Below are 14648 nucleotides of genomic sequence, written 5' to 3'. Positions count from 1 at the left end.
GTCCCTGTATTAATGCGCCACCGCGGCAGCCGCGGCCTCGTCGATCAGCCGTCCCGTCCGGAACCGGTCGAGCGTCAGTCCTGCCGCCAGCCGGTGCGGCTCGCCCTTGGCGATCAGGTGCGCGAAGAGATTGGCCGAACCAGGCGTCGCCTTGAAACCGCCGGTGCCCCAGCCGCAATTGACGAACAGGCCCGGCACCGGCGTCACGCCCTGGATCGGCGAGCGGTCGGGAGTGTTGTCGGTAATGCCGCCCCACTGGCGCATCATCTTGACGCGCCGGAAGATCGGGAACAGCTCGCAGATGGCGTCGAGGGTATGGGTGATGATCTGCAGCCCGCCGGTCTGGGAATAGGAATTATACTGGTCGGTGCCGGCGCCGATGACGAGCTCGCCCTTGTCCGACTGCGAGATATAGGCATGCACCGTGTTCGACATGACGACACAGGGGAAGATCGGCTTCAGCGGCTCGGACACCAGCGCCTGCAGAGGGGTGCTGTGGAGAGGGACTCGGACGCCCGCCATCTCCATCACCACGGAGGAATGCCCGGCGGCCGAAACGCCGATCTTCTTCGCGCCGATGAAACCCTTCGAAGTTTCGACGCCCAGAACCTCGCCGTTCGGCCCGCGGCGGATGCCGGTCACTTCGCAATTCTGGATGATGTGGACGCCGCGATCCGACGCAGCCCGCGCATAACCCCAGGCGACCGCATCGTGGCGGGCGGTGCCGCCGCGCCGCTGCAGGGCAGCACCGTTGATCGGATAGCGCGCGGTCTTGGAAATATCGAGAACCGGCACATAGGCCTTGGCCTGTTCCGGGGTCAGCCATTCGTTGTCGATACCGTAGAGCCGGTTGGCGTTGATATGCCGCTTGAAACTCTGCATGTCGTGGGTGTTGTGCGACAGCATCATCACGCCGCGCGGCGAGTACATGACATTGTAGTTGAGGTCCTGGCTCAAGCCCTCCCAGAGCTTCAGCGAGTGCTCGTAGATATCCATGCTCTCTTCATAGAGATAGTTGGAGCGGATGATCGTCGTGTTGCGGCCGGTATTGCCGCCACCGAGCCAGCCCTTTTCGATCACCGCGACATTGGTGATGCCGTGTTCCTTGGCCAGGTAATAGGCAGCCCCGAGACCATGCCCGCCGGCGCCGACGATGATCACGTCGTAAGCGCTGCGCGGCTCCGGCGAGGTCCACTGCGCCTCCCAGCCCTTGTGGGCACGCATGGCCTCGCGGGCAACGGCGAAAACCGAATATCTGCGCATCTCGCCTCAAACTCCTCGGATCGTCAGCCCCGATCGCGGGAGCCGGCATTTGGGTAGAGCCATACCCATCGCAAATCAATATGCGACGCAATGGCCGTATTGCGACGCATTCGCCTTCCGTATCGACACCGGCGAATATCGCCGCCGACCGGGCGCATCCGGGTCACGGTGCCGCGACTCTCGAACCAAGGCTTTGCGAGAACCGGACGAGATAACCATCGGGATCGAGGACCAGGAACTCGCGCGAGCCGCGCTCCTCGTCGCCGACCCGATACCAGCTTTCCCTGACGTCCCGGAACAGCAGCCACTCCGCCTCCCTGAGCCTTGCAAGCGGCGGCTCGATATCCTCGACCATGATCTGGAAATTGATTCCCCGTCCGAACGGGCGCTCCAGCGGGCCGGTCACCCATTCGCCGTTGATCTGGCACAGCATCACCTGCGCGCCGTCGCGCTCGCAATAGGCAAACCCGGCCGCCGGCCGGTCGTATGCGACGCGGAACCCGAGATAGTCGCACCAGAATCGGAGGCTCGCGCCGATATCGGTCACGTCCAGTTCCGGAACCAGCCGGTTGAAACCGCCCTCGGGCATCGAGCCGCTTCCGGCCGCGCTGTTGCGTTCCGCCTGAGATAAAGGGTGTTTCATGGCCGGGTCTCCTAATTCGCCTGGATCGGCCGGCACTCTAACTGTAAACTGCGACAGGCTCTTCACATTTTGCGGCAGCCCCGCAAAAGGCCGCCGAATTGGCGCAATCGACCTTAAACCGTCTGGACTTCGCACATCTCTTCTGCTATCTGCCGTCATCAATCGCTCAGCTCCAGGCCGAGCGGACGTTATTCTTTCGCCTCGAATCGTACCGATCCAGGCGGGCAACACATTAAAGGAACGGGTTCACGTGCAGGTACTAGTCCGCGACAACAACGTTGATCAGGCGCTCCGCGCTCTCAAGAAGAAGATGCAGCGCGAAGGCATTTTCCGTGAAATGAAGATGCGTGATTATTATGAGAAGCCGTCTGAAAAGCGCGCCCGCGAAAAGGCAGAGGCTGTTCGTCGCGTCCGCAAGCTGGCCCGCAAGCGCATGCAGCGCGAAGGCCTGATTGCGGCTCCGGCTCGTACGGCTCCGGCACGCCCGGCTCGTTGATCGGCCGCTTTTTGGACGTTTTCATGTGCTTTCAGGGCGGTGGCGACATGGGCGCCGCCGCTCTTTTGATTTGGTCTGAGAACCACCTGCATATCGCCCGAAGCTGAAACCGGTTTTGGGATAGCGGCATGCAGGACAATAAACCGCTCCTTGCCCGACATGAGGAAAAGCGCCTGATGGCCGCCAAATATGCCGTTCTCAATCGTGGAACCGAAATTTCCGGCCTCTCGACCCGTATGTCGCCCCGTATCTCTCATAGTCGCAGCAAATCTGCCCTGCCCGCCGCGCTGATTGCCCTCCTGGCGCTCGCCGGCTGCTCGACCACAACCTCGACCGACATGATCACCGTCGATCGCGCCCAGGGGTCGCAAGAGAACATCGCTTCGCTTTCTTCCGTCATCAGCTCCAGCCCGCAGGATCCGGAAGGCTACAATGTCCGTGGCACGGCCTATGGACGTGCCGGCGAGTTTTCGCGCGCGCTTGAGGACTTCAACCGCGCCATCCAGCTCAATCCGCAATTCTATCAGGCCTATGCCAACCGGGCTCTGGTCTACCGCAACATGGGCAAGCCTGTCGAAGCGGCGAACGACTACAACCGCTCGCTCCAGATAAACCCGAACTACGACGTCGCCTATATCGGCCGCGGCAATATCTATCGCCAGGCCGGCCGCACCAACGAAGCCTTCAACGACTTCAACAAGGCGATCCAGCTCGAAACCACCGATGGCCGCGCCTGGCACAATCGCGGCCTGATCTATCAGCTGCGCGGCCAGCACGCCCAGGCGATCGAGGATTTCTCGAAAGCCATCTCGCTGTCTGCGAATTCGCCGGAACCCTATAACGGCCGCGGCATCTCCTACGTCGCCCTGAACGACGACGACAACGCGTTTGCCGACTTCAACCGGGCCATCGAGCTCAACGACAAGCTCGCCGAATCCTGGGCAAACCAGGCGCTGGTCTATGAGCGCCGCGGCGACAAGGCGCGTGCCTACAAGTCCTATTCGCACGCCATGCGCCTCGACCCGAACTACAAGCCCGCCCAGGACGGCGCTGCCCGCACCCGCGCCAATACCTGAGACCCGCGCAGCGCTGCTGCGGCAAGACCCGAGACCGACGGAATTTCATCCGACGCAAGCGCGATGCTTGCGACGGTGCGGCCATGCCGCCAAAAGTTAATAACAGATGCAACTAATAAAGGCGTTACTATTTAGCATTACTGTCACCCGATAAAAACGGGACGCAGGAATGCTGATTAAACTCTTGAAAGACAGGTCCGGAAACTTCGGCGTGATGAGCGCCTTTCTGCTGGTGCCGCTGATCGCGACCGCGGGTCTTGCCATCGATCTGGCCGACGCCCTCATGGTCAAGAACCAGCTGCAGGGTGCGGCGGACGCCGCCGCCTTGGGTGCCGTCGCGGAAACGTCCATCGGCACGGCGGAAGCCATGAAGATGGGGAGCGACGGCCAGATCACTCCGGCCGTCCAGGATGCCGAAAAGATCTTCGCGGCCCAGCTCGCATCAATGACCGGCTACGTCCTCACGGACCATGGCGCGACCGTCACCAAGGTCAACAACCAGCTGACGGCGGTCTTTACCTATACCGCAACCGTGCCGACCACGCTTCTGCAGGTCATCGGCAAGAACGAGTTCACGATCACCGGCCAGGCAACGGCGGTCTTTCAGACGGAAACCTACCGGGATTTCTACCTTCTGCTCGACAACACGCCCTCCATGGGGGTCGGCGCCACGACGGCCGACATCAACACCATGGTTGCCAATACCTCCGACAAATGTGCCTTCGCCTGCCATATCGTCAACAACGGCGTCGAGGATCCGAACAGCTACTACAATCTCGCCAAGCGCCTCGGCGTGACGATCCGCATCGATGTCGTCGCCCGAGCAACGGCGGCGCTGATGGACACCGCCGTATCGGTACGCAAGAGCAGCAACCAGTATCGGATGGCGGTCTATACCTTCGGTCAGAAGGCCGAGGATACCAAGCTGCTCGAGATCAGCCCGCTGACCGACAATCTTGCCGACGCCAAGAGCAAGTCTTCGCTGATCGACCTGATGTCGATCCCCTACCAGGGCTATAACAACGACCAGCAGACGGATTTCGATCTCGCCATGAAGAATATCGGCGACAAGATGGGTACGCCTGGGACCGGACTGACGTCCTCCAGCCCGGAAAAAATCCTGTTCTTCGTGTCGGACGGCCTGGGCGACAGCAAGAAGCCGGCGGGTTGTACCAAGAAGCTCACTAGCAGCCGATGCCAGGAGCCGATCGACACAAAGGCATGCCAAAAACTCAAGAACAAGGGATACAGGATCGCCGTCCTCTACACGACCTATCTGCCGCTGCCGACCAACAGCTGGTACAATTCCTGGATCAAGCCGTTCCAGAGCGAAATCAGCACCCGGATGCAGGAGTGTTCGTCTCCCGGCTATTTCTTCGAGGTCAGCCCGTCGCAGGGCATCAGCGATGCAATGAATACCCTCTTCCTGAAGATCGTCTCGACGCCGCGCCTCGCAAGCTAATGCTTGCCCTCGCAAGCGGGGCTGCCGTGCGCTCAGATATAAAGCGCCGCCATCTTGCGCCAGACGGCGGCCCGATGGGCGCGCCCGTCCCAGACATGCATCAGATGCCCCACCCCTTTCTCCGACAGAACTCGGCTGAGATGCTGGTTGTTGTCGAAGAACGGGTCGGCATCGCCGATCGTCAGCACGATCTCCACCTGCCGCAGCCTGTCGAGCTGCCACCCGCTGCTGATGCCGGGCAGGAAATGCGACGGGGTGTGGAAGTAGACGGTCTCGTCGTAATAACCATCCAGCAGGTCGCCGAACGCCTCGACCTTCAGGGTCAGGTCGTAACGCCCCGAAAACGCGACGAGCTTGCGGAAAAGGTGCGGATGGCGGAATGCGATGCTGGCGGCCTGGAAGGCGCCGAGGCTGCAGCCCTGCACGATCGTGCAGTCATGTCCGTTCCGGGTGGCCATCAGCGGCAGAACCTCGTTGAGGATATAATCCTCGAAGGCCGCGTGCCTGCGGATGCGCACCGAGGGATGCTGCCGGCTGTCGTAGAAGGTCTCGGTCGCCAGGCCGTCGACGCAGTAGAGCTGCAACTGGCCGGCCCGGATCTTGTCGGCCAGGCTTCCAACGATGCCGAGCTCTTCATATTCCCAGAAACGCCCCTCGCGGGTCGGGAACATCAACACCTTGGCGCCGGCATGGCCGAACACCAGGAGTTCCATGTCTCGATGGAGCCGCTGGCTGTACCAGCGCAGATATTCGCGGTTCATGACACCTTGAAGAACTGTCCGACCCTCTCGCGAAGGGCCGCCTCTTGCGACGCACTGTCAGGATAATCGAAATGCCCGGCATCCAGGATGAAATTTTCGTTAAATTTTGATTTCGGAATGGCGTTGGCGACCGCGAACTGGCAGGGCGGCGCCACCGCCGGATCGAACAGCGCCACGCTCATCAGCATCGGCACGGTGATACGGCTCGCCGCCACCGCCGAATCATGCAGGCGCAGCGTCTTCAGCGCATTGCCGTATTTCGCCTGATAGGCCTGCACGGAAGCCGCGCTGCCGATGCTTTTCAGCTTCAGCCGCAGTTCCTGATGCCCGAAGGTCGGCAGCGACAGGTGGCCCCGGTCGATGCGGTTGTCATGGGGAATGGCAAGCCCGCCGATGCCGCCGCCGAAGCTGATGCCGCTATAGCCGATATGACCGGACAGCCAGGGATAGAGGGCGATCAGCATGCTCACCCCGACCCACAGGTCCTCGACGCAACCGCCAATGATATAGCGGTCCGGCTTGTCGATGTCGTGCAGCACGTGCCAATAGGAGTCCGGCGAGATGGGCGGGCGGGTGCTGCGCGACATGCCGCGAAAGCAGGGAAAGAGGATAGCGGTCTCCTCGACCGGAATATCGAGATTCGGCGCATCGCGCCCGCCATAACCATGGCCGACGACGAGGCCCCGCCGGATTTCACCTTTTTTTGGTAAGAGAAGCCACCCGCCGATCGGAAACCGGCCGCTCGACATGTAGGCGATGTCGAAGACATGCCATTTCGGATGGTCGATCCCGTTCTTGCGCAGGCCCGGCTCAGGATCGACGGTCATCGCCCGCCGGTAGCGGTCCTTCCAGAACCCATCGAATCCGTCCGGCGCCTGCGGCGGCGCCACGGCCTGAAGCTGCTTCAGCCCCATGCCATAGGTGGGATCGAAATCGAAAGGGTGACTGGTGGGGATAGTCATGCTCGAAAAATTACCGGCAATTCGCATCATCCCGGTCGAAGATAAAATCGTCAGGAAGCCGGCCACGGAATTTTTCCAATCGCCTCAAAACCTCTTCACGGGAAACCTGGGAGAGAGGCTGCTGCGATTCCCGCAGCGAAAGCTCTTCGGCAGCGTGTGTCTGATCGGCAATCTTCGCCATTCTGGCCTCCTGCTCCCTTCCAATCTCGCACGAAGCGTCTTCACAAAAAAGCCCGGCACTGCCGGGCTTCAATTCACTGCTCACTATCCGCTAATCACTCAGTGCTTCATCGCCTTGACGATGTCCTCGGTCATCTTCTTGGCGTCGCCGAGCAGCATCATCGTGCCGTCCTTGTAGAACAGCGTGTTGTCGATGCCGGCGTAACCCGAGCCCAGCGAGCGCTTGACGAACAGGCAGGTCTTGGCCTTGTCGACGTCGAGGATCGGCATGCCGTAGATCGGCGAGGTCTTGTCGTCGCGCGCCGCCGGGTTGGTCACGTCATTGGCGCCGATCACATAGGCGACGTCGGCCTGGGCGAATTCCGCGTTGATGTCTTCCAACTCGAAGACTTCGTCATAGGGGACGTTGGCTTCGGCGAGCAGCACGTTCATGTGGCCCGGCATGCGGCCGGCGACCGGATGAATCGCGTATTTCACCTCGACGCCGTGGCTCTTCAGCGTATCGGCGAGCTCTCTCAGAGCATGCTGCGCCTGGGCAACCGCCATGCCGTAACCCGGCACGATGATCACCTTCTCGGCGTTCTGCATCAGGAAGGCCGCGTCGTCGGCCGAACCCTGCTTCACCGTCCGCTGTACGCCGTCATCGCCGGCGGCAGACGCCGTCTCGCCGCCGAAGCCGCCCAGGATGACCGAGATGAAGGAGCGGTTCATGCCCTTGCACATGATGTAGGAGAGAATCGCACCGGAGGAGCCGACCAGCGCGCCGGTGATGATCAGTGCGAGATTGCCGAGCGTAAACCCGATGCCGGCGGCGGCCCAGCCCGAATAGGAGTTCAGCATCGACACGACGACCGGCATGTCGGCGCCGCCGATCGGCACGATCAAGAGCACGCCGAGCGCCAGCGCCAGCACCACGACCAGCCAGAAGTCGAAATGGCTTTCGGTCTGCACCAGGCCGAAGATGAAGACGACGACGAGGACCAGCAGGCCGATATTGATGAAGTGCCGGTAGGGCAGCATGATCGGCTTGCCGGACATCCGCCCGTCGAGCTTCAGGAAGGCGATGACCGAGCCGGTAAAGGTGATCGCGCCGATCGCAGCACCAAGCGCCAGTTCGATCAGCGCCTGGCCGTGGATATGGCCGATCGCGCCGATGCCGAAGGAATCCGGCGCATAAAGCGCCGCCGCCGCCACCATCACGGCGGCAAAGCCGACCAGCGAGTGGAAGCCGGCGACGAGCTGCGGCATCGCCGTCATGGGGATGGTCCGGGCGATATAGGCCCCTGCCCCGCCGCCGATGCTGAGCGCCAGAACGATCAGGATGAAGCCGCCGAAGGTGGGCGTGGCAAGCAGCAGGGTGGTGACGATGGCGATTGCCATGCCGACCATGCCGTAGAAATTGCCCTTGCGGCTGGTCGTCGGGTGGGAAAGACCCCGGAGCGCCGTGATGAACAGCACGCCGGACACGAGATAGAGGAAAGCTGCGAGGCTCTGCGACATGGTATCCGAACCCTCAGCGATCTTTTTTCTTGTACATGGCGAGCATCCGGCTGGTTACCAGGAAGCCGCCAAAAATGTTCACAGAGACGAGCACCAGAGCGACGAAACCGAAGCCGGTCGCAAACCCGCTAGCCGATACGCCGACCGCAAGAAGCGCGCCGACGACGATGACCGAAGAGATCGCGTTGGTGACCGCCATCAGCGGCGTATGCAGCGCCGGCGTCACCGACCAGACGACGTAATAGCCGACGAAGATCGACAGCACGAAGATCGCCAGCCGGAACACGAAAGGATCGATCGCTCCGCCGGTTGCGGCGCTCGCGGCTTCCGGCGCTTGGGCGGCTGCGCTCACCACGGCATTCACGGCCTGGTCGAGCTGCTCCAGCGCCTTTTCCATTGCTTCACTGGCCATCAAAGCGTCTCCTCGGCTGCGGCATCCCCGGTCGTCTCGGCGTCAGGTTTTTTGCGGGCGCGGGTCGGTTTTGCGGCGGTCGGCTCCCCCGCCGGGGTCGCCGTCGGGCCAGCCGTCACGACAACCGGTGCCTCGCCGGCATGCGCAGCCGCAGCAGCGGCAAAATTCGGATGCACGACCTGGCCGCCGTTGGTCAGCATGGTCGCCTTGACCAGCTCGTCCTCGACATTGATGGCAAATTCCTTGGTGCCCTTGTCGACCATGGTCTCGATGAAGGCGAACAGATTGCGGGCATAAAGCGCCGAGGCGGACGCGGCGATGCGGCCTGCGACATTGGCGTAACCGATCACGGTGACACCCTCGACATCGGCGACCTTGCCCTTTTCCGAGCCTTCGATATTGCCGCCGCGTTCGACGGCGAGGTCGACCGCCACCGAACCCGGCTTCATCGAGGCCAGCATGGCGCGCGATACCAGCTTCGGGGCCGGACGGCCGGGGATGAGGGCCGTGGTGATGACGATGTCCTGCTTGGCGATGTGCTCGGCGACCAGTGCCGCCTGTTTCGCCTGATAGGCTTCGGACATCGGCTTGGCGTAACCAGCAGCGGTTTCGGCCGCCTTGAATTCCTCGTCCTCGACCGCGATGAACTTGGCGCCGAGCGAGGCGACCTGTTCCTTGGCGGCGGGGCGAACGTCGGTGGCCGACACGACGGCGCCGAGACGCCGGGCCGTGGCGATCGCCTGCAGACCGGCAACGCCGGCACCCATGACGAATACTTTTGCGGCGGGCACGGTGCCGGCGGCGGTCATCATCATCGGCATGGCGCGGCCATATTCATGGGATGCGTCGATGACGGCGCGATATCCGGCAAGGTTTGCCTGGGACGACAGCACGTCCATCGACTGGGCGCGGGTGATGCGCGGCATCAGCTCCATCGCAAAGGTGGTGAGCCCAGCTTTCGCCATGTCCGCAAGCGCCGCCTCGTTGCCATACGGGTCCATAACCGCAAACACCACGGCGCCGGGCTTGTAGGATGCCATCTCCGCCGCAGTCGGCCGATTGACCTTCAGGATGATATCCGCCGAACCGACCTCGCCGGGACCGGCAATGCGGGCGCCCGTGGCTTCGAAATCCGCATCGGGAACACCGGAGGAAAGGCCTGCTCCGCTCTCAACCAGAACGGAAAGGCCAAGTCCGGAAAGCCGCTTGACGCTCTCGGGCGAAGCGGACACGCGCGGTTCGTCGGAACCTTCGCGGCATACAAATACGATCTTCGGCAAAGACTGTCTCCTCCCAGTCGATATCGCAAGGCGGGCGAAATATTTCGCCCTGCCTCAAAGCCGGTGGCCGGGCTGGCCGAACCGGATCAACGCAGCAGGAAAACGCCGGCGATATTGAGAATGATGAAAACGAGAAGGCTGCCGATGAAGCCTGCGCCGCCGAAGAAACCGGCAGCCATGGCGATCATCAGGATGACGATGACCATCGTGCCCCATTTCGCACCGGCGATGAAGGCATTGTAGGTCCTGTCGTGTTCCGCATAATCCATGGGAGCGCCCGTTTCCGCCGGCCCGCTATGGTGATTGTCCATCAGTCCCGTCTCCTTCATCAACCGCACGCGGGCCCGCTTGATCGAAGCGTCGGCGCGTGCGGGAAAACCCTTGTCGACATCCGGAATCATGCCTCGACCGGCAGGATGGACGTCTGTTCAGGCCTTACACCAAAGCAATGGGAAAGCGCAATGCCGCCACAATGGCTTCCGGTACGCCAAAGCGTCTGGCTTCAGGTGACATAGGACATTTCGGGGGAATTCGGGCGGCCGGCGATGCGGGCCGTCGGCAGGATGGTGAGCGGCGCGGTGTCGAAATTCGAAGAGCGCGCAAACAGCAGGCGGCGCTCATAGGCTTCGGACTGGAACGCCGGGAAGCGCTTCATCATCTTGGAACGCAATTCGCGCGTCTGCGAGGCGAGCAGCATCAGATCGAAATCGTATAGCGGGATCCGCCGCGGCGGCACGAGCGGCTGGGCGTAGAAGAAGCGGCGGTAAAATGCCGCATGCGCCGGGCGGATCGGCTGCAACACCCGGTCCGCATCGAAATAGATCGCCGCGACCGGGGTCAGGCGCACCGTCAGGTAGGGCATGGCCGAAAGTTCGCTGGCATATTCCGGGGCGATGGCGAAACGCGCCGAATCGATCAGCGTCATCCCGGCATCGAGAAGGCCGTTCACGGCCTCCGGAAAGATGCTGATCGACTGGCAGACCCGGTGTTCCGGCGTGACGTAATGGAGGCGGATCGTGCTGACCAGTTCCTCGTCGTAATAGACGCCGAAGACATGCGCATTCTTGTCGAAATCGATCTCGTCGATGAGCTTGGTTGCCGCCACCGGCAGCACGTTATGCGTCTTGTACGCCTTGTATCGCAGCCGAGCGATATCCTCGAAATCTTCGTTGCTCTCGATCCGTCGGTACTCAACATGGTCGAGAGTGGAGAGTAGTTTGCTCGAAAAGTTTCCGTCGGGAAAGGTCTGGCCTAGGGGCATCGGTATTTGTTCCATGTGCTTTAACCATGGATTAACCCTAAAAGACCCATAGCCCGCAATGAATGGAACCCGAATTGAATAAAATTCTAAATGTTATGGTTAATAAACGGTTAATAAGCGTCTCCTAACGTACCAAAACCGTTAACACTGTTGCAATTTCAGGCAGAATTCAGCGCGCTGCGGCCCGCAGAGGCGAGGCCTGTGCACTTTTGGCACCGCGTCGGATAGCCGAAAGCTTGGCCGTGGGGGCAGCCTCGGCCGCCAGCTCGATGATCTTTTCGGACGCGACCGGCATGGAAAACACGTAACCCTGCACCAGGTCGGAGAACCGATGGCGGTTGATCAGCGCGAGCTGCTCCTTCGTTTCCACGCCTTCGACGACGATCTTGAGGCCGAGTTCGCGGGACAGGTGCACGATGCCGCGCAGCAGCTTCAGCTTGCGCTGATCCTCGGCGATATTGCGGATGAACGCCCGGTCGATCTTGACCACGTCGAGCGGCAGGGAGTCGAGATAGCTGAGGCTCGAGAATCCGGTGCCGAAATCGTCGATCGCAATCGTCACCCCGGTCACGCGGAACTGGTTGAGAATGGCGCTGACCGCCACCGGTTCGTCCATGAAGCAGCTTTCGGTGACTTCGAGATGCAACCGCGACGGATCGAGCGCATAGCGCTTCAGCACGTCGGCGACATAGCCGACGATATCGTCGTTGCGCAGGTCCTGGATCGAAAGGTTGACGGAAACGGCCATCGGCTCCGGCCAGGTCGCGCAGTCGCGGCAGGCCTGATCGAGCACCAGATGGGTGATATGCGAGACAAGCCCCATATCCTCGGCCATGGGGATGAAGACGTTCGGCCCCACCATGCCGCGCTCCGCATGGCGCCAGCGCACCAGAGCCTCGCTGCATTCGATGCCGGAGCCATCGGGACGATACATCGGCTGATAGACGACATGCAGGCCATGGTTCTCGATCGCCTGACGAAGGTCGACGCGCAGCTTCTGCTCGTCGATATACTGGGCGTCCATTTCCGAAAGGAACACAGTCAGCGTGCCGTTGCCGGTCGATTTCGCATGATTGAGGGCAAGGTCCGCCTTGATCTGCCAGTTTTCCATATCGAAGTCCTGCGAGGGCAGGATGACACAACCGCTGTTCATCGAAACGGGAAGGCGAAGGCCATCGACATAATAGTCACCCTGGATCTCGGCGTGGATACGCCGGACCTGACGCTCCAGTTCGCAACCGTCGTCGCCACCGGTCAAAAGCACGACGAATTCGTCGCCGACCAGACGGCCCGCCAGCAGGCCGTCGGTCTTCAGCGCCGAGAGCCTTGCCGAGATCGCCGCAAGCAGCCGGTCGCCGACCACATGGCCGCGCAGGTCGTTGACATGCTTGAAACCGTCCACGTCGAACACGGCGAGCGCGGCGAGCGCCTCACCGCGGCGTTTCAGCTTCTTGGTCGAAAGATCCGCGAAGTGGCCGCGGTTCGGCAGGCCCGTCAGGGCGTCGAACCGCACCATGTGCAGCACCTTTTCCTCGGCCGCGAGACGGGCTGTGACGTCTTCGAAGATCAGCACGACACCGCCGTCGGAACGCGGGCTGACCGAGAATTCGAGGTGGCGCTCGTCCTTGAACTTGAAGAGCGCGCGTTCAAGCGTGCCGTCGGCCAGCTTGGAAAGCTGCCGCAGGATGGTTTCGGGCGCATTTTCCGCATCTTCGCAGAGCACGGCGGCGAAATCGCGGTCCTTCAGATCGCTCTTCTTGTCGAGGCCGAGCAGATCGCGGGCGCGACGGTTGATCACCTGGATCTTGCCTTCGCCGTCGAGCATGACGAGACCGTGGGAAATCGTCTTCAGTGCGATGTCGAAACGGCCGGCGATGATTGCCATCTTCCGCGAGGCGATGACGTTCTCATAGAGGAATTCGCGCACGCCATTGGCCATCGACCGCGTGGTGAGGCCGAACGGGATGAGCAGCAACGACATCAGCGCCAGATGCAGATCCTCGGTAAACAGGCAGGCGATCAGGATCGGCCCGCAGCAGCCGAGGGTCTGGAGATCGACGGCGATGCGCGAGCCGTAGTTGCGGCCAACGATCGACATCATCGAGCCGAGCGTCATGGCGATGCAGGTGAAGCCGACGAAGGGGTTTTCCAGCACGAGCAGGGCGTAACCGCTGGCGACGCCGAGCAGAAAGGCCGCAAGGAACGCGCCGATCACATATTGCTGCTCCCAGGCAGCGATATCGTCATGGGTCAGCGACGCCTTGTCCACCTTGTCGAACCGGTGGAACCAGTACATGCGATAGGCAAACACCGCCGCGAACCCGCAGGCAAACAGGAGATAGAATTGCGCACCGCTGTAATGGAAAACGAGCAGGCACCACAGGACGTGAACAACCACGCCGGTCCACAATGTGCCGCGATTTCCAAACAGCGACGTGACGAACGACAGATACACATCCGTCGACAACGTCTTCGCTTCGGTCTCTTTCATCGGGTTCATCCCTTGTCTTCCGGTCGACACTGCGGGAAACCCTTTAAAATTTGCTTGTCCGCGCGCCTTGCAACCCCCTTTCATTGGGGGGTTCTTGAGAGTTTGCTGAACAAATTGCCAACGGCATAGCTAAATTTTTCAAGAGGCCGCCTCCACGACGGGCGCAACCCATCGACAGCTTGCGCAACCCCTTATGATCCGGCTTTTTGTAGACGAAAACCCAGTCTATTAGGACTTTCCTTTTCTTAGACCTTGGTTTACATCGCCATCCAAGAACGGGCGGGATAAGAGAGACCCGTCGGAATTGGGGAAAGCATGGCTGCATTGTTGAAGATCAGCGGTCTCATCGATCGCTTGAGCGAAATCGTTGGCAAATTCTCCGGCTATCTGGTCCTCGCCTGCACGCTCATCAGCGCCGGCAACGCCATTATCCGCTACCTTTTCAACTACAGTTCCAACGGCTGGCTTGAAATCCAGTGGTATCTCTTCGCCTTCATCGTGCTGCTCGGCGCCTCACATACCTTGAGGCTCAACGAGCACGTTCGCGTCGACCTGATCTACGGCTCCGTTTCGGACCGTGCCCGCCTGTGGATCGATACGATCGGCCTGATCGTCTTCCTCATCCCGGCCTGCCTTTACCTTGCCTGGCTCGCCTGGCCCTTCTTTGCGCTGTCCTACGCGCAGGGTGAAGTGTCGTCGAATGCCGGCGGCCTCATCCGCTGGCCGGTCAAGCTGATCATCGTGGCGGGTTTCTTCCTTTTGGCGCTGCAGGGCCTCTCCGAACTGGTGAAGCGCATCGCGGGCCTTCTGGGCATACTCCAGGTCGATACGACCTACGAAAAGCCGCTCCAATAACAAGAA

At 61.3% G+C, this 14648-nt stretch carries 15 protein-coding genes; 4 read left to right on the top strand and 11 right to left on the bottom strand.

Annotated features, from left to right (window positions below):
• Positions 1 to 9 precede the first annotated feature (9 nt).
• Positions 10 to 1263, bottom strand: coding sequence for a sarcosine oxidase subunit beta family protein (locus PMI07_RS20555; protein WP_024163982.1), 1254 nt, complete (start codon positions 1261 to 1263; stop codon positions 10 to 12).
• 163 nt (positions 1264 to 1426) lie between these two features.
• A complete protein-coding gene (locus PMI07_RS20550) occupies positions 1427 to 1906 on the bottom strand; it encodes a VOC family protein (RefSeq protein WP_007752476.1) in 480 nt (159 codons plus the stop codon).
• Positions 1907 to 2156: 250 nt separating this feature from the next.
• Here PMI07_RS20550 and rpsU point away from each other — a divergent pair, with 250 nt between their 5' ends.
• From rpsU to PMI07_RS20535, 3 genes are all read left to right on the top strand, one after another.
• Complete coding sequence (gene rpsU / locus PMI07_RS20545; protein WP_007752473.1) at positions 2157 to 2402, top strand: 30S ribosomal protein S21; 246 nt, start codon at positions 2157 to 2159, stop codon at positions 2400 to 2402.
• Positions 2403 to 2638: 236 nt separating this feature from the next.
• Positions 2639 to 3478 carry a tetratricopeptide repeat protein gene (locus PMI07_RS20540; protein WP_155956609.1) on the top strand — a complete coding sequence of 280 codons (840 nt, stop codon included), beginning with the start codon at positions 2639 to 2641 and terminating at the stop codon, positions 3476 to 3478.
• Positions 3479 to 3647: 169 nt separating this feature from the next.
• Complete coding sequence (locus PMI07_RS20535; RefSeq protein WP_007752469.1) at positions 3648 to 4940, top strand: pilus assembly protein TadG-related protein; 1293 nt, start codon at positions 3648 to 3650, stop codon at positions 4938 to 4940.
• Between the two features lie 32 nt (positions 4941 to 4972).
• Here the strand turns inward: PMI07_RS20535 and PMI07_RS20530 are convergent, their stop codons facing one another.
• The 9 genes from PMI07_RS20530 to PMI07_RS20495 form a co-directional block, all read right to left on the bottom strand.
• A complete protein-coding gene (locus PMI07_RS20530) occupies positions 4973 to 5701 on the bottom strand; it encodes an alpha/beta hydrolase-fold protein (protein WP_007752466.1) in 729 nt (242 codons plus the stop codon).
• Positions 5698 to 6663 (bottom strand): acetylxylan esterase, encoded by a 966-nt coding sequence (locus PMI07_RS20525; RefSeq protein ID WP_037087726.1) that lies wholly within the window; start codon positions 6661 to 6663, stop codon positions 5698 to 5700. The genes PMI07_RS20530 and PMI07_RS20525 overlap by 4 nt, the downstream gene beginning before the upstream one ends.
• Positions 6664 to 6673: 10 nt before the next feature.
• Entirely contained in the window at positions 6674 to 6844 is a 171-nt protein-coding gene (locus PMI07_RS35390) for a hypothetical protein (RefSeq protein ID WP_007765402.1), read from the bottom strand.
• Positions 6845 to 6942: 98 nt separating this feature from the next.
• Positions 6943 to 8343: an NAD(P)(+) transhydrogenase (Re/Si-specific) subunit beta gene (locus tag PMI07_RS20520; protein ID WP_024163980.1), complete on the bottom strand. Its 1401-nt coding sequence runs from the start codon at positions 8341 to 8343 to the stop codon at positions 6943 to 6945.
• Positions 8344 to 8356: 13 nt separating this feature from the next.
• Entirely contained in the window at positions 8357 to 8755 is a 399-nt protein-coding gene (locus PMI07_RS20515; RefSeq protein WP_007768069.1) for a proton-translocating transhydrogenase family protein, read from the bottom strand.
• Positions 8755 to 10035: a Re/Si-specific NAD(P)(+) transhydrogenase subunit alpha gene (locus PMI07_RS20510; RefSeq protein WP_024163979.1), complete on the bottom strand. Its 1281-nt coding sequence runs from the start codon at positions 10033 to 10035 to the stop codon at positions 8755 to 8757. Before PMI07_RS20510 ends, PMI07_RS20515 begins: the two co-directional genes overlap by 1 nt.
• A gap of 86 nt (positions 10036 to 10121) precedes the next feature.
• Complete coding sequence (locus PMI07_RS20505) at positions 10122 to 10436, bottom strand: aa3-type cytochrome c oxidase subunit IV (protein ID WP_007756745.1); 315 nt, start codon at positions 10434 to 10436, stop codon at positions 10122 to 10124.
• Positions 10437 to 10537: 101 nt separating this feature from the next.
• A complete protein-coding gene (locus tag PMI07_RS20500) occupies positions 10538 to 11296 on the bottom strand; it encodes a hypothetical protein (RefSeq protein ID WP_007756736.1) in 759 nt (252 codons plus the stop codon).
• 169 nt (positions 11297 to 11465) lie between these two features.
• A complete protein-coding gene (locus PMI07_RS20495) occupies positions 11466 to 13787 on the bottom strand; it encodes a GGDEF domain-containing phosphodiesterase (RefSeq protein ID WP_037087836.1) in 2322 nt (773 codons plus the stop codon).
• A 315-nt stretch (positions 13788 to 14102) separates the two neighbouring features.
• Between PMI07_RS20495 and PMI07_RS20490 the strand changes: the two genes are divergently transcribed.
• Positions 14103 to 14642, top strand: coding sequence for a TRAP transporter small permease subunit (locus PMI07_RS20490; protein ID WP_007756734.1), 540 nt, complete (start codon positions 14103 to 14105; stop codon positions 14640 to 14642).
• The last annotated feature ends 6 nt before the right edge of the window (positions 14643 to 14648 follow it).

It is taken from the genome of Rhizobium sp. CF080 (assembly GCF_000282095.2).
Lineage (GTDB): Bacteria > Pseudomonadota > Alphaproteobacteria > Rhizobiales > Rhizobiaceae > Neorhizobium.
Note: the sequence above shows the minus strand (reverse complement) of the source record. Positions and strands in the feature narration are given on the sequence as shown.

Excerpts from the sequence above, each read along its gene's own strand:
- PMI07_RS20515 (WP_007768069.1), bottom strand. The coding sequence starts at position 8,755 with ATGGCCAGTGAAGCAATGGAAAAGGCGCTGGAGCAGCTCGACCAGGCC.
- PMI07_RS20525 (WP_037087726.1), bottom strand. The coding sequence starts at position 6,663 with ATGACTATCCCCACCAGTCACCCTTTCGATTTCGATCCCACCTATGGC.
- PMI07_RS20535 (WP_007752469.1), top strand. The coding sequence starts at position 3,648 with ATGCTGATTAAACTCTTGAAAGACAGGTCCGGAAACTTCGGCGTGATG.
- PMI07_RS20490 (WP_007756734.1), top strand. The coding sequence starts at position 14,103 with ATGGCTGCATTGTTGAAGATCAGCGGTCTCATCGATCGCTTGAGCGAA.
- PMI07_RS35390 (WP_007765402.1), bottom strand. The coding sequence starts at position 6,844 with ATGGCGAAGATTGCCGATCAGACACACGCTGCCGAAGAGCTTTCGCTG.
- PMI07_RS20540 (WP_155956609.1), top strand. The coding sequence starts at position 2,639 with ATGTCGCCCCGTATCTCTCATAGTCGCAGCAAATCTGCCCTGCCCGCC.
- PMI07_RS20520 (WP_024163980.1), bottom strand. The coding sequence starts at position 8,343 with ATGTCGCAGAGCCTCGCAGCTTTCCTCTATCTCGTGTCCGGCGTGCTG.
- PMI07_RS20550 (WP_007752476.1), bottom strand. The coding sequence starts at position 1,906 with ATGAAACACCCTTTATCTCAGGCGGAACGCAACAGCGCGGCCGGAAGC.
- PMI07_RS20500 (WP_007756736.1), bottom strand. The coding sequence starts at position 11,296 with ATGCCCCTAGGCCAGACCTTTCCCGACGGAAACTTTTCGAGCAAACTA.
- PMI07_RS20505 (WP_007756745.1), bottom strand. The coding sequence starts at position 10,436 with ATGATTCCGGATGTCGACAAGGGTTTTCCCGCACGCGCCGACGCTTCG.
- PMI07_RS20555 (WP_024163982.1), bottom strand. The coding sequence starts at position 1,263 with ATGCGCAGATATTCGGTTTTCGCCGTTGCCCGCGAGGCCATGCGTGCC.
- PMI07_RS20530 (WP_007752466.1), bottom strand. The coding sequence starts at position 5,701 with ATGAACCGCGAATATCTGCGCTGGTACAGCCAGCGGCTCCATCGAGAC.
- PMI07_RS20495 (WP_037087836.1), bottom strand. The coding sequence starts at position 13,787 with ATGAAAGAGACCGAAGCGAAGACGTTGTCGACGGATGTGTATCTGTCG.